The organism is Burkholderia sp. THE68, assembly GCF_009938265.1.
GTDB lineage: Bacteria > Pseudomonadota > Gammaproteobacteria > Burkholderiales > Burkholderiaceae > Caballeronia.
Genome location: NZ_AP022318.1, coordinates 109,021 through 126,765 on the forward strand (window position 1 = coordinate 109,021; position 17,745 = coordinate 126,765).

Below are 17,745 nucleotides of genomic sequence, written 5' to 3' on the forward strand. Positions count from 1 at the left end.
GGAGGACCCACATCATGAAAGAAAACGGCTGGCTCGCGCTCACCTACAACGCGTTCTTCCTGACCTTCATCGTCGCGCCGCTCGCGGTGGTGATGCTCGTCGCCTTCACCGACAAGGGCTTCATCTCGATGCCCTTCGATGGCGCGTCTTTCCGCTGGTTCCACGCGATCATCGAGAACGGCGACATCGTCGCGGCGTTCTGGCTGTCGGTGCGGCTCGCGTTCGCGGCGGCGACCATCGGCGTGCTGCTCGCGGTGCCCGCCGCGCTTGCGATCGCGCGCTATCGCTTTCCGGGCCGCGCCGCGCTCACGAGCTTCTTCCTCTCGCCGATGATGATTCCGGCGGTCGTGCTCGGCATCGCGTTCCTGCGCTTTCTGTCGCTGCTGCATCTGTCGGGCTCGTTCTGGTCGCTGGTCGCGGCGCACGTGATCATCGTGCTGCCGTATGCGTTGCGGCTTGCGCTGTCTTCCGCCGTCGGGCTCGATCGCGATGCCGAGCGCGCGGCGCTCTCGTGTGGCGCGAGCCGCTTCACCGCGTTTCGCCGCGTCGTGCTGCCGATGATCCGCACGGGCGTCGCCGGCGGCTGGGTGCTCTCGTTCATCCAGAGCTTCGACGAACTCACGATGACCATCTTCGTCGCGACGCCCGGCACCACCACGCTGCCCGTCGCCATGTACAACCAGATCGCGCAGACGATCGATCCGCTGGTGGCGTCGGTCTCGGCGGTGCTGATCGTCGGCACGGTCCTGCTGATGATCCTGCTCGACCGCATGGTCGGACTGGATCGCATTCTGATCGGAGAAGCCCGATGACATTTTCAAGCTCCGCCAGCCCCGATGTGCTCGTCCTGGGCGGCGGCCTGGTCGGCTCGGCCGTGGCCTACGGGCTCGCCCGCGAAGGCGCGCGCGTGACCGTGCTCGACGAAGACGACGGCGGCCTGCGCGCCTCGCGCGGCAACTTCGGCCTCGTGTGGATTCAGGGCAAGGGCTATGGCTTGTCGCCGTACGCGCAATGGTCGCGCAGTTCGTCGACGCGCTGGCCCGGATTCGCCGATGCCTTGCAGAGCGAAACCGGCATCGATGTCGCGCTGCGTCAGCCGGGCGGCTTCCAGTTCCTGTTCGATGACGAAGAACGCGCGGAACGCGAGAAGCGCCTCTCGACGCTCAAGGCCGAGCTCGGCGATTACCCGTATCAGATGCTCAGCGCCGCCGAAGTGCGCGAGCGCATTCCGCAGATCGGGCCCGCCGTGATCGGCGCGAGCTATACGCCGATGGACGGCCACGTGAATCCGCTCAAACTGCTGCGCGCCCTGCACGCGGCGATGCGGGCGCGCGGCGTGCGGCTCGTGTCGGCGGAGCGCGCGGAACGCGTCGTGCCGGAAGCGGGCGGATTCACGGTAACGGGCAAGCGCGGCACGTATCGCGCGGCGCGCGTCGTGCTCGCGGCGGGCCTCGGCAATCGCGCGCTTGCGCCGTTCGTCGGACTGAATGCGCCGGTCGCGCCGAATCGCGGGCAAGTGCTGGTGAGCGAGCGCGTCGCGCCGTTTCTCCACTATCCGACGCTCAACGTGCGCCAGACCGACGAGGGCAGCGTGCAATTCGGCGATTCGATGGAAGAAGTCGGCTTCAACGATTTCACCACGACGCACGTGCTCGCCGACATCGCCCGCCGCGGCGTGCGCGCCTTCCCGATGCTCAGGCACGTGCGGCTCGTTCGCATGTGGGCCGCGTTGCGCGTCTACAGTCCCGACGGCTTTCCGATCTACGACGCATCGCAGGCGCATCCGGGCGCGTTCGTCGTCACTTGCCACAGTGGCGTGACGCTCGCCGCCGCGCATGCGCTGCGCGTCGCGCCGTGGATCATGGGCGCGCCGATGCCCGATGAACTGCCCAGCTTCTCCGCGCGCCGCTTCGAGCACGCACAAGAACTGACTCCCGCACATTGAGTTCGACATGACAGCCCAATCGAATCCCACGCTCTTCAAGCCGCTCGATGGCTCCGCAGGCGGCAACATCGAAATCTGGTTCAACGGCCAGCCGCTCACCGTGCCCGCCGGACGTTCGGTCGCGGCGGCGCTGCTCGCGGCGGGCGTCTCGCGCTTTCGTGCGACGCCCGTCTCCGGCGCCCCGCGCGCGCCCTACTGCATGATGGGCGCGTGCTTCGAATGCCTGGTCGAAATCGACGGCGTGCCGAGCCGCCAGAGCTGCATGGTCGACGTAAAGGCCGGCATGCGGGTGCGCTCGCAGGAAGGCGCGCGCGATCTGCCGCCGGCGACCGCAACCGATGCTCCGCTGGAGAACGCCCATGGCCGCTGATTTCGCACCCGAAGCCGTCGATGTCGTCGTGGTCGGCGCCGGTCCCGCAGGCATGAGCGCGGCCACCCGCGCCGCGCGCGCGGGCCTGAAAACCGTGCTGATCGACGAGCAGGACGCGGTCGGCGGGCAGATTTATCGCGCGATCGGCCGTGCGGACGCGCGCCGCAAGGAGATTCTCGGTCCGGACTACGCGGCGGGCGCGGCGATCGCTCAGGCGTTCGCCGCGTCCGGCGCGCGCCATGTGACGAATGCGAGCGTCTGGCAGGTCACGCGCGAGCGCGGCATCAACTATCTGAAGGACGGCCAGATCGCCTCGTTCGATGCGCAGCGCGTGATTCTCGCAAGCGGCGCGCTCGAACGCCCCTTCCCGATTCCCGGCTGGACGCTGCCCGGCGTGCTGACGGCGGGCGCCGCGCAGATCCTGCTCAAGAGCGCGGGCGAAGTGCCTGCCGCGCCGCCGGTGCTCGCGGGCTGCGGGCCGCTCCTGTATCTGCTCGGCTGGCAATACGTGCGGGCAGGCGTGCCGATTCGCGCACTCGTCGATACGACGCGTCACGAAGACCGCTGGCGCGCGAAGCGTCATCTGCTGTCGGCGCTGCGCGCGTGGCCTTTCCTGAGCAAGGGCCTGCAACTGATCCGCACGCTGCGCGACGCGGGCGTTCCGATCTTCGAGGCGGCGGACGATCTGCGCGTGGAAGCGCGCACCGGCACGGATAACGCCGAGCACGCGGCGGCGCTCTGCTTCACGACGCAGGGCGTCGCGCATCGCGTCGAAGCGGACGTGATCCTGCTGCATCAGGGCGTCGTGCCGAACACGCAGTTCACGCATGCGCTGCGCGCGGGGCATCGCTGGGACGATGCGCAACTGTGCTTCACGCCGAAGACCGACGCATGGGGCGAACTCGATGTGCCCGGCATCTTCGTCGCGGGCGATGGCGCGGGCATCGGCGGGGCGCAGGCGGCCGCGTTGCAGGGCACGCTCGCGGGCGTCGCGGCGGCGGCGCAACTCGGCGCGCTCGACACCGCCGCGCGCGATGCCGAAGCCGCCCCGCTGCGCCGCGCGCTCGCGGACGTCATGCGTATCCGGCCGTTTCTCGACAGCCTGTATCGCCCGCGCCATGTGAATCGCATTCCGGGCGATGCGACCATCGTGTGCCGTTGCGAGGAAGTGACGGCGGGCGAGTTGCGCCAGTTCGTCGAGTTGGGCTGCGTCGGGCCGAATCAGGCGAAGTCGTTTGGACGATGCGGCATGGGGCCGTGCCAGGGCCGCATGTGCGGACTCACGGTGACGGAAGTCATCGCCGATGCGCGCCGGGTCTCGCCCGCCGAAGTCGGCTATTACCGCATCCGTCCGCCGATCAAGCCGCTCACGCTCGGAGAACTCGCCGGTGAATGACGCAAGCGGAGCTCAGGAAGCGGACGTGCTGGTCGTGGGCGGCGGATTGCATGGCACGAGCAGCGCGTTTCATACGGCGCGGCGCGGCGCGCAGGTGATCGTGCTCGAAGCCGACTATGTCGCGCGCCATTCGTCGGGCGTAAATGCGGGCGGCGTGCGTACGCTCGGACGGCCCGTGCCGGAAATTCCGCTCGCGCTGATGTCGCGCGAAATCTGGCACGGCATGGCCGATCTGATCGGCGAGGACGGCGGCTTCGTCGCGTCGGGCCAGTTGAAGATCGCCGAAACCGACGACGAACTCGAAGCCTGCCGCGAGCGCGTCGCGCTGCTCGAATCGCACGGCTTCACGCATGAGAAAGTGATCGACCGCGACGCCGTGCTCGAACTCGAACCGGCGCTCGCGCGGCACGTAACGGGCGGCATCTGGGTCGAGCGCGACGGTTACGCGTTGCCCTTCAGGACGACGACCGCGTTCCGCCTCGCCGCGCAAAGGCTCGGCGCGCGCTTTCTGGAAGGCACGCCGGTGCGACGCATCGAGCAGCGTGGCACGCGCTGGTTCGCGCACACGCCGCGTGGCACGTTCAGCGCGGAAAAGCTGCTCGTCACGGCGGGCGCGTGGTCCGGCGAACTCGCGAAGCAGGTGGGCGAGGCGGTGCCCGTGCATCCGGAAGGGTTGATGCTGATGGTCACGCATCGCGTCGCGCCGTTCTGCCGCGCGACGCTCGGCGCGACGGGCCGGCCGCTCTCGTTCAAGCAGTTCGACAACGGCACGGTGGTGATCGGCGGCAAGCTGATCGGCATCGCGGATCTCGCGAATCGGCATGGCGAAGTGGATTTCATCCGCCTCGTGAAGAGTGCGCGCACCGTGACTGATCTATTTCCGCATCTGCGGCATCTTGGCGTGAATCGCGCGTGGGCGGGGGTTGAAGCGTTTACCGCGGATGAATTGCCGGTGATTTCCGCGAGCCGCGAGGCGTCGAATCTTTACTACTCGTTCGGTTATTGCGGTAGCGGGTTTCAGCTCGGGCCGGGGTGCGGGAAGCTCGTGTCGGAACTGATGCTCGATGGCGTGGCGTCGCTGTCGCTTGATGCTTTCGCCATTGATCGGTTTGAGCGCCATGCGGTTTTTAGTGACGCGAGTGCGTCGCGGCTCGTTGCGCATTAGGTTTGTCGCCGGATCCCGTTTTCGTGTTGGTTTATTGGCGTTGCCCCTGTGCGGGGCGGCAGTCACTTTCTTTGCTGCTGCAAAGAAAGTAACCAAAGAAACAGCTTGAGACGCCCGCGGTCATACGCAATTTGGGTGTTCTTCTCGTTGTTCGTGGCCTCTGTAGCGAGTGCCCTCGTAGGCCACATCGGGCGTGGACCGCGCACGGTCTGACAAGCTAGTACACCAAGGACGCAGGTTCAGCACGAAAAAGTTCCGGCACAGCGCTACGCGCTGCCGAAGGGTATGCAAGGGAAACCGACGAGAAAAGATAAACGCAGAAGCACGCGCAAACCCGATTGACCCATCGGCCGCGAAGCGGGCCGGAGTCATTTGGCGCTGAACCATTGTGTTATGTGGTGCGATGTGACAGACCGTGCGCGGTCCAAGCCCGAGGTGGCCTGTGAGGGCACTCGCTACAGACGCCACGAGCGAGGAGAAGGATACCCAAATTGCGTGTGACCGCGGGCGTATCGGGCTGCTTTCTTTGGTTACTTTCTTTGCAGCAGCAAAGAAAGTGACTGCCGCCCCGCACAGGGGCATCACCAATAGACCGACACGAAAACGGGATCCGGCGACAAAAAGCAAGCGGGTAACAGGCGCTTCCCTAGCGCATTTTTTTAACTCGGAGAACTACACATGAACGATATCGTTCGCATCGACACCAATCAACGCATGAGCCGCGTCGTAAAAGCGGCGGGCCTCGTATTCATCGGCGGCCAGACATCGGCCGATCCCACGCCGGACGTGAAGCTGCAAACCGCTAAAGTGCTCGAAAAGATCGACGGCTTTCTCGACAAGGCCGGCATCGACAAGACGCGTCTCGTCTCCGCGCAAGTATGGCTCGCGGACATCGGCCGCGATTTCGCCGGCATGAACGAAGTATGGGACGCGTGGGTACCCGAAGGCTGCGCGCCCACACGCGCGACGGTGCAGGCGCAACTCGCGTCGCCGGATCTGCTCGTCGAAATCGCGGTCGTGGCGCTCGGCTGAGGCGAAACGCGCCTCTTGCACGGAGCGCCACGCGAGGGCTTATAGCAGCGCTTCGCTGCGCTCGATGCCGCCCGGCGCCGCTTCACGCACCGGCTGGCGAGGCAAGCGCTGCAACACCGCTTCCGCGACGAGTTCGGCCGTCGCCGCCGAAAGCGTCCAGCCAAGATGCCCGTGCCCCGTGTTGTAGAACACGCCGGGACGCTTGCCCTGCCCGACCTTCGGCAGCATGCTCGGCAACATCGGGCGCAGGCCGCTCCACGGAATCACGCGCGCCGTCGACACGTCGGGGAAATAACGCCGCGTCCATTCGACCAGCGGCGCGATGCGATCCGCGCGGATATCGCGGTTGAAACCGTTCAGCTCCGCCGTTCCCGCCACACGAAAACGGTCCGCGCCGAGCCGGCTCGTGACGATCTTCGCGCGGTCATCGAGCAGGCTGACCCACGGCGCATGATCGCGGCTGCGGGCGTCGTCGAGGCAGACGGTGATCGAATAGCCCTTGACCGGATAGACGTTGAGATGATCGCCCGCCATCGCGGCAAACGCCCGGCTGCCGACGCCCGCGCAGACCACGATGCCGTCGAAGCCGAGCGGCTGCGACTCGCCCGCATGTTCGACGGTCAGCGTGAGACGCCCCGCCTGCTCATCGATCGATGTCACCGATGTGTCGTAACGGAACTCGACGCCATGTCGCGCGCAGGCATCCGCGAGTCCGCGCGTGAACTTGTGGATGTCGCCCGTCGAATCCGATGGCGTGAAGAAGCCGCCATGAAACGCACCGCGCAGAGTCGGCTCGATCGATTCGATCTCTTGGGGCGTGACGGCGTACCGGTCGAGACCCGCGCCCTTCAGAATCTCGTTGACCTTCGCGGCGGCGTCGAACTCCTTGCGCGTCGCGTAGAAATGCAGGATGCCGCGCCGTTCGAGATCGAAGTCGATGTTCTCGTCCCGCGCGATGCGAAAGAGATGCTCGCGCGCCGCGATCGCGAGGCGCACGGTCTCAGCCGTATTGACGCGGTAGTTCGGTATATGCCGCAGAAACTCGCCCATCCAGCTGTACTTGTGCCAACTGGGGCGCGGGTTCATCAGAAGGGGCGCGTCGCGCGTGAACATCCATTTCAGCCCCTTCAGCACGGTGGCGCGGCTGTTCCACACTTCGGCGTTGCTCGCGGAAAGCTGGCCGCCGTTGGCGAACGACGTTTCCATCGCCGCGTAGCGATGGCGTTCGAGAACGGTGACGCGAAAACCGCGCTGCGCGAGGGCGTAAGCGGTCGTGACGCCGGTGATCCCGGCGCCGATGATGGCGATTCGTGACATGACATGGTCCAGATTTATTGAGCATCGCCGGCCTTGGCTACATACCGCAGCCGGCACCGATGCCCCATCTGTCCATGTACCTGAGAGTTTCGCCCGCGAGCAGTCGACGTTTGCGCCGATAGCCGGGGGCTCCCCTTCGGTGGGCGCGTGAAAGCGCCGCTCTCCAGATGTTCCGGCGCGCACGGTCCTTTTGCCTGAGAGTTTCCGGGGCGGTTGCTCCGTCGGCGTCGTCGCGGGGGACGAGCTCTTCCGTGGCGCGTTGTCGAACCCCTCGACAATACCGATACGAAACGCGCGTGGCAAGCCCCTTCGACGTTGACAGACCGCCGGGCTCGCCGTCAGACTGCCGTCGTCCGTTCTTTCACCGCACCAACGATGCCGACTTCCCAACTGTCCGTCTACTTCTTCGCCCAGGCCGCTGTCATTGTGTTCGCGAGCCAGTTGGTCGGCCGGCTCGCGCAACGCGTCGGCCAGCCGCAAGTGGTCGGCGAGATGATCGCGGGCGTGCTGCTCGGGCCCTCGCTCTTCGGGCTGCTGCTGCCGCACTGGCAACAGGCGCTCTTCCCCAAGGCGACGATGGGCATGCTCTACGTCGCCGCGCAGCTCGGCGTCGGGCTCTATATGTTTCTGGTCGGCACGGAATTTCGCGCGGATCACTTCCGCGCACGCGCGAGGAGCGCGATGAGCGTTTCGCTCGCCGGCATCCTCGCGCCGTTCGTGCTCGCGTTCGCGCTGACGCCGTGGCTGCTCACGATCACCGGCCTCTTCGCGGAAAAGGTGCGGCTCTACGAGGCGTCGCTGTTTTTAGGCGCGGCGATCGCGATCACCGCGTTTCCGATGCTCGCGCGCATCATTCACGAGCGCGGACTCGCCGGCACCTCGCTCGGCACGCTCGCGCTGACCGCAGGCGCCTTCGACGACGCCGCCGCATGGTGCATCCTCGCGATCGTGCTGGCGAGCTTCGGCGGCTCGTGGACGGGCGCGTATATGGCGATCGGCGGCGGCGCGGCCTTTGCGCTGTTCATGATCTTCGTCGGCGGCAAGCTGCTGCGCAGGCTCGCCGCCGGACTCGATCCCGACGCGCCGCTGCCCACGAGTGTGCTCGCCGCCGTGATGGTGCTGTTCTCGCTGTGCGCGTTCGCGATGGACTCGATCGGCATTCACGCGGTGTTCGGCGGCTTTCTGCTCGGCGTCGCGCTGCCGCGCGGCCCGCTGACCGAGAAGCTGCGCGACATGCTGCAGCCTTTCGTCGTCGTGTTCCTATTGCCGATGTTCTTCACCTACTCCGGTCTCAACACGCGGCTCGACATGCTCATGGACCCGGCCATCATGGTGGCCGCCGTCGCCATTCTGTTCGCATCGTTCGGCGGCAAGGGCATCGCGTGCTGGGCGGCCGCGCGCATGAACGGCGAACCGCCCGGCGACGCAATGGCGATCGGCGCGCTGATGAACGCGCGTGGGCTTATGGAGCTGATCATCATCAATATCGGGCTGGCGGCGGGCGTGATATTGCCCGGGCTGTTTTCGATACTCGTGCTGATGGCCGTGCTCAGCACGCTGATGGCGTCGCCGCTGTTCAACTGGATCGTGCGCCGTCAGGCGGCATTGCGGGAGGTCGTGGCGCGATAGTTTTATCTGGATACCGAAGCATTATCGACGCGCCACAGGGGCGTCGCTCCGCGACGCCCCCTCATGCAAACTTCACCTTCGCATGAGCCCCATCACGAGCGTCACGAGGAAAATTACGAGGAATATGAAGAACAAGATCTTCGCGATGCTCGCAGCGCCCGCCGCAATGCCGCCAAAACCGAGCGCGGCCGCAATCAGCGCGATCACGAAAAAGACCAACGCGTAATACAACATGATGTTTTCTCCTTCCCGTTTGAATCCGCCGCGCGCCCCATGTGCGCGGACAGTGCGGTAGCTTAAGCAAGCAGTATTCCTTACCGGATGGAGCATCGATTTTTCCCGTGATATCCTTGGCTTCGTCCTGCATACACCATCAAACCTGCATCGAGCCGCGAGCGCGGATCTGTCGTTTTTACACTGTCGTCAAGAAGACTCGTCGTCTGCCGTTAATTACAAAAAAGGACCCGAATCCGACAAGGCGCGGTGACGCTCGCTCGCACGCTGTTCCGCGTTATCGAATGGTCATGCACTACGGGCACCATTCCAGCGGAGCAATCCCCGAATAAGGGCCATGCTCGCATGGTTGACGATCTGCGGTTCAAGGTCGATCGCTTCGCCATCTTGAGCGTCAAGCCATATGCGGCGGGCATCCCACCACCGGAGCGCGAACAGCACGTTCGGATGCCATTCCTCCGACGATAGATTGACGGGCGCCGCCCTTGCGGCCCCATTGGGAAAGAATTGATGAAACCGGCAAGGAATTCGCTGCGGTCACGCGTTGGCCGATATATCGCATATGGCGTGATCGCCGCCGCGCTCGTCGCGGGTGTGGGCGTGGTGCATTGGCGCAATGAAGTGCGCGCGACGCAATCGCAGCCCGCTGCGCTGAGTGGCATTGCGAATCAGATGCGGCACGACGCATCCGCGTGGACGCATCGGGAAAAGGACGCATCGGAAATGCTGACCGATATTCGCGAGCGCAACGTCGCGACGATCGGCGTCAGCCCCGACGCCATCCTCGTGTCGACGATGAAAGGCGAAAAGTACTACGTCGCGGACCACAAGGGCGCGTTCTCCAGCGCGCTGCTGCTCGGCGACATGAAACCGGGCGCCGCGTCGCCCTATCAGCTCGTATGGCTGCCCGACGCCGATGTGCGCGTGGGCATGGCGCGCTGGTCCGAGACGTTCGACCGCTCGCGCGATGTGCTGAGCCTGCTGCTGCCCGTGCTGATGATCGGCGGCCTGCTCTGGTTCATGCGCCGCGAGATGCGCGGCGGCGCGCAACTGCTCGGCACTTCGCCGACCTTGCGTTTCGACGACGTCATCGGCGCAGGCGAAGCGAAAGCCGCGCTCAACGACGTGCGCGCCTGGCTTACCGAGCCTGCACAATTTACCGGCATGGGCGTGCGCGCGCCATGCGGCATCCTGATGACGGGCGGTCCCGGCGTCGGCAAGACGCGCCTCGCGCAGGCGCTCGCGGGCGAATGCAACGCGAACTTCATCGCGATCACCGGCAGCTATTTCAGTGCGAAGTACTATGGCGTCGGCATCCAGAAAGTGAAGCATCTGTTCGAACTCGCGCGCAAGAATGCGCCGACGGTGATCTTCATCGACGAAGCGGATGGACTCGGCAAACGCACCGATACCGGCGGCGGTCCGGTCGAAGCGGAGAGCAACCGCATCATCAATCAACTGCTCGCGGAAATGGACGGCTTCGAATCGAACGAAGGCGTGATCATCGTCGCGGCAACGAATCATCCGGACAATCTCGACGAAGCGCTGCGCCGCCCCGGCCGTTTCGATCGCACGGTGCAGGTGCGTCTGCCGAGCGTCGACGACCGCGCCGAGATCCTGCGCTTCTACGCGGCCAATCTGAAGACGAAAGCCGATGACATCGATTTCGAACAGCTCGCGCGTCTGACGACGGGCCTCTCGCCGGCCACGCTGGCGATGATCGTGAATCAGGCGGGACTCGTCGCACGCAAGGCAGGCCAGCGCGAAGTCGGCGCGACACATTTCCTCGAAGCGATCAAGATCGCGCGCATCGGCGATATCAACGGCGCGGAGCGCGCCTTGTCCGACGACGAACGCACGCGCGTCGCGGTGCATGAAGCGGGTCACGGACTCGTCGCCGCGCTGCTCGGCACGGGCGTGCTCGAGGAAGTCACGATCCTGCCGCGCGGCGGCGCTTTAGGCGTCGCGCTCATCACGAAGATGCAGGACAAGCATCTTTATCGCGAAACCGAATTGCGCAACGAGATTCAGGTGCTGCTCGGCGGGCGCAATGCGGAACTGCTCGTGTTCGACGAAGCATCGAGCGGCGCGGCGTCGGACCTTCAGGAAGCGTCGCGCATCAGCCTCGACATGGTGTCGAAGTTCGGCTTCAACGAAGACGGCAATCTGTTCAGCCTCGCCGCGCTGCCGCAGCAATATGCGGGCTTGCAGTTGAAGAACTCGATCGAGCACGCGAACGCGCTGCTGCACGATCTGAGCGATGCATGCCTCGCGCTGTTGCAGGCGAATGAACCGGTGTTGCGCGCGATCGCCGATGAGTTGCTCGAATCGGAGACCGTGCCCGGCGAGACGGTTTATCGTCTGATCCGCGAACACGCGCAAGCGCTCGCGAACGAGGAAACCATCGACGAAGCGCTGGCCGCCTGACCGGGAGAACCGACATGGTCGATGCGTATCGCAGCAAAGGGTTGTCCAGCGCGCTTTCGTATCAGGACCCGAATGCCGCGTTCCGCTGGCTCGAAGCCGCATTCGGTTTCGAGCCGATGTTCGTCATCCTCGACGCCGACGGCAATCTCGCGCACTCCGAGATGTCGTATGGCGAATCCGTCGTCATGATCGGCAGCGAATGGAGCGACGATCACAAGAGCCCACGTTCGGTCGACGGCAAGAACACGCAGTCGGTGCATGTGCAGCTCGCGGAAGGCGAGGACATCGACGCGCATTGCGCGCATGCGCGCGCGGCGGGCGCGTCGATTCTCGCGGAGCCGCAGACGCAGTTCTACGGCGACCGGACCTATCGCGCGAAAGACCCCGAAGGACATATCTGGACGTTCGGCGTCACCGTAGAGCGCATGACGCCCGAGCAATGGGACGCGGCGAGCGGACTGACGACGCGCAAACGTCTCGATTGAGCGGCGACGCGCCTTACTTCGCGCCCTGATCCGCGCCGAGATACTGCTTTTCCAGGCGGTCGATGGTGCCATCCTGCTTGAGGCGCGCGAGCGCGGCATCGAGCGCCTGCAGCGTCTTGCCATCGCCCTTGCGTACGCTGATCACGCTGCTCGCGCCCAGCAACGCGGGATCGTCGATACGCGGCCCTGCGAGCTCGAAGCGCGCGCCCTGCGGCTTCGCGAGAAAGCCGAGCCGCGCCGCCGAGCCGACCACGACGGTCGCGTCGAGCCTGCCGTTGACGAGGTCGGCGTAGATACTGTCCTGATCCTGATATTCGCGCACGATCACGCCGCGCTTTTCCCAGTTCGCCTTCACGAACGCAGCCTGCGTCGAGCCTTGCAGCACGCCGACACGCTTGCCCACGAGCTTCGCCGCATCAGGCACGAGACCGCTGCCACGCGCGGCGACGAGGCGAATATCCGCCGCATACACGGGCTGCGTGAAGTCCATCACGGCCCGGCGCGCGGCCGTGGGCGCCATCGACGCGTTGATCGCATCGAACTTGCGCGCCTGCAATCCGGCGATCAGTCCGTCGAAGCTGCTCTCCACCCACACGCACTTCACGTTCGCCGCGGCGCACATCGCATTGCCGATGTCGATGTCGAGTCCGGCGAGACGGCCATCGGGCAACTTGTATTCGTAAGGCGGATAGCTCGGGTCGGTGCCGAAACGCAAGGTGCCGGCGGCGCACGCACCTGCTGCCGCGGTCAAGGCGACGGCCACGAAAAGCGCGCGTACTCGATGATGCTTCATCGAAAACTCCTTCAGACAAGGGATGAAAGGGAATTCAGGCCGCGCAACGGTCCAGCGCGAGGGCTACGAAGAAGCGCACGCCGAGCGGCAGCACGTCGTCGTTGAAATCGAATTCGGGATGATGGCAATACACGCCGCCCTGACCCAGCAGCGCATAGGCGCCCGGCTTGCGCAACAGGAACTCCGAGAAGTCTTCGGAGCCATTGAGCGGCGCGAAATCTCGCAGCACGTTGGGCGCGCCGAAGATGGCGTTGGCCACGCGAGCCGCCGCTTGCGCCTGCTCGCGATGATTGATCGTCGCCGGCGAGCTGTTGCAAAACGCGACGGAGATCGCGCATTCGCTCGTCATCGCGATGCCCTCGCAGATCGAGCGGATACGCGACTTCATCTGCGCACGCACGCTCTCGTCGAACGCGCGCAGCGTGCCCGTCAGCGCCGCGTGCGACGGAATCACGTTCGGCGCGCTGCCTGCATGCACGCTGCCGATGCTCAGCACAGCGGTCGCGCCGGGATCGATCGAGCGGCTCACGACCGTCTGCAACGCGCAGATGAGCTGCGCGGCGGCCATCACCGGATCTTTCGTTTTCTCGGGCGCCGATCCATGTCCGCCCACGCCTTGTATGTCGATCACGACTTCGTCGCATGACGCGAGCATCGCGCCGTCGAGCACGCCGAACGTACCCGGCGGAAAGTGCGGCGCGTTGTGCAGCGCGTAGATTTCGTCGTAGCCGAAGCGCGTTTCGATGTCGTCGGCGAGCATCGCGTTCGCGCCGCCGCCCGTTTCCTCGGCGGGCTGAAACACGAGCACCACCGTGCCCGCGAAATCGCGATGTCCGCTGAAGTGCCGCGCGGCGCCGAGCAGCATCGCGGTGTGGCCATCGTGGCCGCATCCGTGAAAGACGCCCGCGCGTTGCGAGCGATGCATCGGCACGCCCTCTTCCTGCATCGGCAGCGCGTCCATGTCGGCACGCAATGCAATCGTGCGCCCCTTGCCGCGCAGTCCATGCACGACGCCGACGACACCCGTGCCGCCGATGCCCGTATGCGTTTCGATGTCCCACGCCTGCAGCTTCGCCGCGACGAGTTCGCTCGTGCGATGCTCATCGAACGCGACTTCGGGATTCGCGTGAATGTCGCGCCGCAAGGCGACCAGTTCGTCGATATCGATGTCGACGTCATTCGTTTTCACCCTTGCGTCTCCTTGTATACTTCGGCCTCGCATCCGTGCCGCTTTGCGCATACTAGGGGCACGCCGGCCCGTACCGGTTTCCAATTTCTCATGCACATAGCCAACGCTTATGGAACGGGGAACGCTCAAGACCGCGCAATTGCAGACGCTCGTCGCCATCGCCGAGCACGGCACACTGATGGCCGCCGCCGATGCGTTGAACGTATCGCAGCCCGCGGTCACGAAGAGCATCAAGGAACTCGAAGCGCGCCTCGGCGTGCAACTGCTGGAGCGCAGCGGCGCGGGCGTGCGTCTCACGCGCTACGGCGAAACGCTGTTGCGCCGCGCGCGCGCCGTGGTCGCGGAAATCGTGAGCGCCGAGCGAGAACTGGACGAGATGAAGTCGGGCATCGAGCGCACCTTGTCGATCGGCGTCTCCTTGCTCGCATCGTCGATCGCGGTGCCCGACGCGTTGCGCGCATTCCGCGCGCGGCTGCCCGGTGTCCGCCTCAACGTGCATGAGTGCGTGCCCGCGCAGATCATCGACGGCTTGCGCGACGGCTCCTTCGATCTGTGCGTCGCGTTCGTCGCCGACAGCGACATCACGGCGGAATATCGCGTCGTGCCGGTCAGTGAGACGGCGCAAGTGCTGGCCGTCCCGCGCGGCGATCCGCTCGCGCAGGAAAGGCAGCTTGCGCGCATGACGGCCGCGCGCTGGCTCTATTACCACACGCGCGACAGCCTGCCCGCGTTCTGGCGCGAGCTATGCGGCGGCAGCACCTTGCCGATGCCGTCGCATGTGAACATCTGCACGTCGCAGCGGCTCTATGCGCAGCTGGCGCAGGAAGCGGGAACGATCAGCGTGTGGCCCGAGCCGCTGCTCGATGAGGAAATCGCGCTCGGCCGCATGGAACGCCTGCACAGCGACGCCCAGACGACACGCCTCACGCTCGGCCTCATGTATCGCAAGGATCTGGTTTTGAGCGCGAGTCTCGAATACTTCATCGAGTGCATCCGGCGCACTTCCTAGCTTCAAACAACCTTGCGCAGATCGAACGGCGTCTCGCGCAGGCGCTTGGCCGTAAGCCTGAACACGGCATTGCTCAACGCCGGCGCCACCGACGGACTCGACAACTCTCCGACGCCGCCGGGCTTCGCCGGATCGCCCTGCACGATGTGGATGTCGATGTCGGGCATGTCGCTCATGCGCATCACGCGATACGAATCGAAATTGGTCTGCTGAACTTGGCCGCGCCGGATATCGACGCGATCGGCGAGCGCATGTCCGAGTCCCCACATCAAGCCGCCATACAACTGCTCTTCCACGCCGCCCGGCGACACCGCCAACCCGCAATCGGCCACGCACGTGAGCTTCTCGATCACGATGCCGTCGTCCCGCCGCGACACGCGCGCGATCACGGCGACATAGCTGCCGTACGCCCGGTTCGTCGCGACGCCGAGCGCGGTGCCGCGCGGCAGCGGCTTGCCCCAGCCGGCTCGCGCCGCGGCCTCGCGCAACACGGCGGCGTGCCGCGCGTCCTGCATATGCGCGAGCCGGAAGTCGAGCGGATCGCGATGCCCCGCATGCGCGGCTTCATCCATGAACGACTCGACCGCGAACACGTTCGGGATGTAACTCACCGCGCGATACCAGCCGGTCGGCACGCCTGTTTCGTGACGCACCCAGCCGATATCGACATGCGGTGCGCCATAGGCGAACTCGTACTTGCTAATCGCTTCCGTGGTGCTGTAGTCCATGCGATCGGCACGATCGAAATAGCCCGGCTCCCACTGTTCCGGCGATGCGGGCATCACCGCGCGCAGTTGCAATGCCGACAGATTGCCGCGCGCGTCGAGCACGGCCCGTGCGCGGTGATGGCTCGCCGAGTGATAGAAGAGCGCGCGCATTTCGTCTTCGCGGCTGTTCATCAGCTTGACCGGCTTGCCGGTCTGCAGCGCGAGCCAGGTGACTTCGAAGAGCCAGTACTTCGATTCGCGCGCGCCGAAGCTGCCGCCCGAAACCAGTTCATGCAACACGACACGATTCGCCGGAATGCGGCCGATCACTTCGGCTGCCTCCTGCGCGGTCGATGGCACTTGCAAGCCGCCCCAATACGCGATGCCGCCGTCTTTCGCCCACGCTGTCACGTTGATGGGTTCGAGCGGATTCGACGCCTTGTAAGGCATCGAATAAGACGCTTGAATCACGCGCGGCCCGCGCTTCAGTATCGATGCCGCGTCGCCGTTCTTCACGGTCGGCACGACGCGCGCGGCGGGATCGTCGAGCCATGCGGCCTGTTGCGCGGGCAGATCGTGGCTGTCGAAATTTTCGAAGGCGCTGTCTTCCCATTCGACGTGCAACGCGGCCTGTCCCTTGTGCGCGGACCAGTAATCGTCGGCAAGCACGGCGACGCCCGCCTGATTGCCGCCGAGCACATCCGGGCGGCCGGGTATCTGCAGCACCTGGCGCACGCCGGGCACGGCGAGCGCGGCTTTGGCGTCGACGCTGCGCACGCGCGCATCGATCACGGGCGCGCGCGTGACGACCGCGACGAGCATGCCGGGCAAGCGCACGTCGATGCTGTACGCAAACTTGCCGCACACTTTCTGGGCCGCATCGCGCTTGCTGCGCAACTTCCCGATGTATTTGAACTGCGACGCATCCTTCAGGCGCACGTCCTTCGGCGCGGGTAACGTTGCCGCGATCATCGCGAGCGATCCATAACTCGCGCGCGCGCCGGTCGCCGTGCCGATCACGAAGCCGTTATCGGTCGAACACGCAGCGGGCGATACGTTCCACTGCTTCGCGGCGGCGGCGATCAGCATCGCGCGAGCGGTCGCGCCCGCATGACGCAAGCGATCGTACTCGAGCGACACGCTCGTGCTGCCGCCCGTCGAAAAAACCTTCCACAAGGGATGAATGTAATCAGCATAGAAGGGATTCTCCGGCGTGATCACGTCGATGCGAAACGGATCGACATCCAGTTCCTCCGCCACGATCGCCGCGAGCGCGGTGCGCGTGCCGGTGCCCGAATCGTGCTTGTGGACGACGAGCTTGATCGTGTCGTCGGGCAAGACGCGCACCCATGCGTTCGGCTCGAATTCCTTGTCTTTTCCGTGGGAATCGCCGCTCTTCGCCAGTGCCTCGGGCAAGCGAAAGCCGATCGCGAGTCCCGCTACGAGCAGCGCCGAACTCTGCTTCATGAAACGACGGCGCGCCGCGCCATGTTCGATGTGCATTCAGGCCTCCGCCGCCGCGCGCTTGATAGCCTTGCGGATGCGCGCATAGGTGCCGCATCGGCAGATGTTGCCGGACATCGCCGCCGTGATGGTTTCATCGCTGACGGCCGGCTTGCCCTTGAGAAACGCCGCCGCCTGCATCACCTGTCCCGACTGACAATAGCCGCACTGCGGTACGTCCTCGGCGACCCACGCGCGCTGCAAGGGATGCGTGCCGTCTTTCGACAGACCTTCGATCGTGGTGATGCGCCGGCCCGCTACAGCCGCGACGGGCAACAGGCACGAGCGCACCGCATCGCCGTCCAGATGCACCGTGCACGCGCCGCAAAAGCCGCCGCCGCAACCGAATTTGGTGCCCGTCAAACCCAGCGAATCGCGCAGCACCCACAGCAAAGGCATGTCTTCCGGTACATTGTCGAGCGAGTGCCGCGCGTCATTGACGATGATTTCGATCATGCGCTGTCTCCTGAATGTCGTTCGTGCGTGCGGTCATTATCGGAAGCCGATACGCAAGCGCGCCAGCGACGATTTCTTTGATCATCCG

At 65.3% G+C, this 17,745-nt stretch carries 16 protein-coding genes and 2 riboswitches; of the genes, 10 read left to right on the forward strand and 6 right to left on the reverse strand.

From position 1 onward, the window contains the following. The first annotated feature begins 14 nt into the window (after positions 1 to 14). The 6 genes from BTHE68_RS26480 to BTHE68_RS26505 all read left to right on the forward strand — a co-directional run bounded on the left by BTHE68_RS26480 (position 15) and on the right by BTHE68_RS26505 (position 5,908). Complete coding sequence (locus tag BTHE68_RS26480; RefSeq protein ID WP_061177516.1) at positions 15 to 812, forward strand: ABC transporter permease; 798 nt, start codon at positions 15 to 17, stop codon at positions 810 to 812. After that, positions 809 to 1,945 carry an NAD(P)/FAD-dependent oxidoreductase gene (locus tag BTHE68_RS26485; RefSeq protein WP_162069292.1) on the forward strand — a complete coding sequence of 379 codons (1,137 nt, stop codon included), beginning with the start codon at positions 809 to 811 and terminating at the stop codon, positions 1,943 to 1,945. The genes BTHE68_RS26480 and BTHE68_RS26485 overlap by 4 nt, the downstream gene beginning before the upstream one ends. Positions 1,946 to 1,952: 7 nt before the next feature. Then, entirely contained in the window at positions 1,953 to 2,315 is a 363-nt protein-coding gene (locus BTHE68_RS26490; RefSeq protein ID WP_162069293.1) for a (2Fe-2S)-binding protein, read from the forward strand. After that, complete coding sequence (locus tag BTHE68_RS26495; protein WP_162069294.1) at positions 2,305 to 3,711, forward strand: FAD/NAD(P)-dependent oxidoreductase; 1,407 nt, start codon at positions 2,305 to 2,307, stop codon at positions 3,709 to 3,711. Before BTHE68_RS26490 ends, BTHE68_RS26495 begins: the two co-directional genes overlap by 11 nt. Further along, positions 3,704 to 4,876, forward strand: coding sequence for an NAD(P)/FAD-dependent oxidoreductase (locus BTHE68_RS26500; RefSeq protein WP_162069295.1), 1,173 nt, complete (start codon positions 3,704 to 3,706; stop codon positions 4,874 to 4,876). The genes BTHE68_RS26495 and BTHE68_RS26500 overlap by 8 nt, the downstream gene beginning before the upstream one ends. Positions 4,877 to 5,554: 678 nt before the next feature. After that, positions 5,555 to 5,908 (forward strand): RidA family protein, encoded by a 354-nt coding sequence (locus BTHE68_RS26505; RefSeq protein ID WP_162069296.1) that lies wholly within the window; start codon positions 5,555 to 5,557, stop codon positions 5,906 to 5,908. Between the two features lie 39 nt (positions 5,909 to 5,947). Here BTHE68_RS26505 and BTHE68_RS26510 read toward each other — a convergent pair whose 3' ends face one another. Next, on the reverse strand, positions 5,948 to 7,225 hold the full coding sequence (locus BTHE68_RS26510) for a D-amino acid dehydrogenase (RefSeq protein WP_162069297.1): 1,278 nt from the start codon (positions 7,223 to 7,225) through the stop codon (positions 5,948 to 5,950). Between the two features lie 65 nt (positions 7,226 to 7,290). Next, positions 7,291 to 7,395, reverse strand: a riboswitch (glycine riboswitch). Positions 7,396 to 7,405: 10 nt separating this feature from the next. Beyond that, positions 7,406 to 7,479, reverse strand: a riboswitch (glycine riboswitch). Between the two features lie 121 nt (positions 7,480 to 7,600). Here BTHE68_RS26510 and BTHE68_RS26515 point away from each other — a divergent pair. Beyond that, complete coding sequence (locus BTHE68_RS26515; RefSeq protein WP_162069298.1) at positions 7,601 to 8,854, forward strand: cation:proton antiporter; 1,254 nt, start codon at positions 7,601 to 7,603, stop codon at positions 8,852 to 8,854. Positions 8,855 to 8,926: 72 nt separating this feature from the next. Here the strand turns inward: BTHE68_RS26515 and BTHE68_RS26520 are convergent, their stop codons facing one another. After that, complete coding sequence (locus BTHE68_RS26520; protein ID WP_016347507.1) at positions 8,927 to 9,088, reverse strand: DUF1328 family protein; 162 nt, start codon at positions 9,086 to 9,088, stop codon at positions 8,927 to 8,929. Positions 9,089 to 9,598: 510 nt separating this feature from the next. On the opposite strand from BTHE68_RS26520, the gene BTHE68_RS26525 reads away from it, so the two are divergent. Continuing rightward, a complete protein-coding gene (locus BTHE68_RS26525) occupies positions 9,599 to 11,515 on the forward strand; it encodes an AAA family ATPase (protein ID WP_162069299.1) in 1,917 nt (638 codons plus the stop codon). 14 nt (positions 11,516 to 11,529) lie between these two features. Then, positions 11,530 to 12,000: a VOC family protein gene (locus BTHE68_RS26530; RefSeq protein WP_162069300.1), complete on the forward strand. Its 471-nt coding sequence runs from the start codon at positions 11,530 to 11,532 to the stop codon at positions 11,998 to 12,000. A 13-nt stretch (positions 12,001 to 12,013) separates the two neighbouring features. On the opposite strand, the gene BTHE68_RS26535 is transcribed toward BTHE68_RS26530, so the two are convergent. Beyond that, on the reverse strand, positions 12,014 to 12,793 hold the full coding sequence (locus tag BTHE68_RS26535; protein WP_162069301.1) for a transporter substrate-binding domain-containing protein: 780 nt from the start codon (positions 12,791 to 12,793) through the stop codon (positions 12,014 to 12,016). 34 nt (positions 12,794 to 12,827) lie between these two features. Next, positions 12,828 to 14,015, reverse strand: coding sequence for an amidohydrolase (locus tag BTHE68_RS26540; protein WP_162069302.1), 1,188 nt, complete (start codon positions 14,013 to 14,015; stop codon positions 12,828 to 12,830). Positions 14,016 to 14,091: 76 nt separating this feature from the next. Here BTHE68_RS26540 and BTHE68_RS26545 point away from each other — a divergent pair, with 76 nt between their 5' ends. After that, positions 14,092 to 14,991 (forward strand): LysR family transcriptional regulator, encoded by a 900-nt coding sequence (locus BTHE68_RS26545; RefSeq protein WP_162069303.1) that lies wholly within the window; start codon positions 14,092 to 14,094, stop codon positions 14,989 to 14,991. A 2-nt stretch (positions 14,992 to 14,993) separates the two neighbouring features. Here the strand turns inward: BTHE68_RS26545 and BTHE68_RS26550 are convergent, their stop codons facing one another. Together BTHE68_RS26550 and BTHE68_RS26555 are read right to left on the reverse strand one after the other, a co-directional pair. Next, positions 14,994 to 17,201 (reverse strand): xanthine dehydrogenase family protein molybdopterin-binding subunit, encoded by a 2,208-nt coding sequence (locus tag BTHE68_RS26550; RefSeq protein ID WP_162069304.1) that lies wholly within the window; start codon positions 17,199 to 17,201, stop codon positions 14,994 to 14,996. Then, positions 17,202 to 17,657 (reverse strand): (2Fe-2S)-binding protein, encoded by a 456-nt coding sequence (locus BTHE68_RS26555; RefSeq protein WP_162069305.1) that lies wholly within the window; start codon positions 17,655 to 17,657, stop codon positions 17,202 to 17,204. Positions 17,658 to 17,745 lie beyond the last annotated feature (88 nt).

Bases quoted from the DNA above. Each gene is read 5' to 3' on its own strand.
- BTHE68_RS26490 (WP_162069293.1), top strand. From the start codon at position 1,953: ATGACAGCCCAATCGAATCCCACGCTCTTCAAGCCGCTCGATGGCTCC.
- BTHE68_RS26520 (WP_016347507.1), bottom strand. From the start codon at position 9,088: ATGTTGTATTACGCGTTGGTCTTTTTCGTGATCGCGCTGATTGCGGCC.
- BTHE68_RS26515 (WP_162069298.1), top strand. From the start codon at position 7,601: ATGCCGACTTCCCAACTGTCCGTCTACTTCTTCGCCCAGGCCGCTGTC.
- BTHE68_RS26550 (WP_162069304.1), bottom strand. From the start codon at position 17,201: ATGCACATCGAACATGGCGCGGCGCGCCGTCGTTTCATGAAGCAGAGT.
- BTHE68_RS26530 (WP_162069300.1), top strand. From the start codon at position 11,530: ATGGTCGATGCGTATCGCAGCAAAGGGTTGTCCAGCGCGCTTTCGTAT.
- BTHE68_RS26495 (WP_162069294.1), top strand. From the start codon at position 2,305: ATGGCCGCTGATTTCGCACCCGAAGCCGTCGATGTCGTCGTGGTCGGC.
- BTHE68_RS26525 (WP_162069299.1), top strand. From the start codon at position 9,599: ATGAAACCGGCAAGGAATTCGCTGCGGTCACGCGTTGGCCGATATATC.
- BTHE68_RS26540 (WP_162069302.1), bottom strand. From the start codon at position 14,015: ATGCGAGGCCGAAGTATACAAGGAGACGCAAGGGTGAAAACGAATGAC.
- BTHE68_RS26480 (WP_061177516.1), top strand. From the start codon at position 15: ATGAAAGAAAACGGCTGGCTCGCGCTCACCTACAACGCGTTCTTCCTG.
- BTHE68_RS26535 (WP_162069301.1), bottom strand. From the start codon at position 12,793: ATGAAGCATCATCGAGTACGCGCGCTTTTCGTGGCCGTCGCCTTGACC.
- BTHE68_RS26510 (WP_162069297.1), bottom strand. From the start codon at position 7,225: ATGTCACGAATCGCCATCATCGGCGCCGGGATCACCGGCGTCACGACC.
- BTHE68_RS26485 (WP_162069292.1), top strand. From the start codon at position 809: ATGACATTTTCAAGCTCCGCCAGCCCCGATGTGCTCGTCCTGGGCGGC.
- BTHE68_RS26545 (WP_162069303.1), top strand. From the start codon at position 14,092: ATGGAACGGGGAACGCTCAAGACCGCGCAATTGCAGACGCTCGTCGCC.
- BTHE68_RS26555 (WP_162069305.1), bottom strand. From the start codon at position 17,657: ATGATCGAAATCATCGTCAATGACGCGCGGCACTCGCTCGACAATGTA.
- BTHE68_RS26505 (WP_162069296.1), top strand. From the start codon at position 5,555: ATGAACGATATCGTTCGCATCGACACCAATCAACGCATGAGCCGCGTC.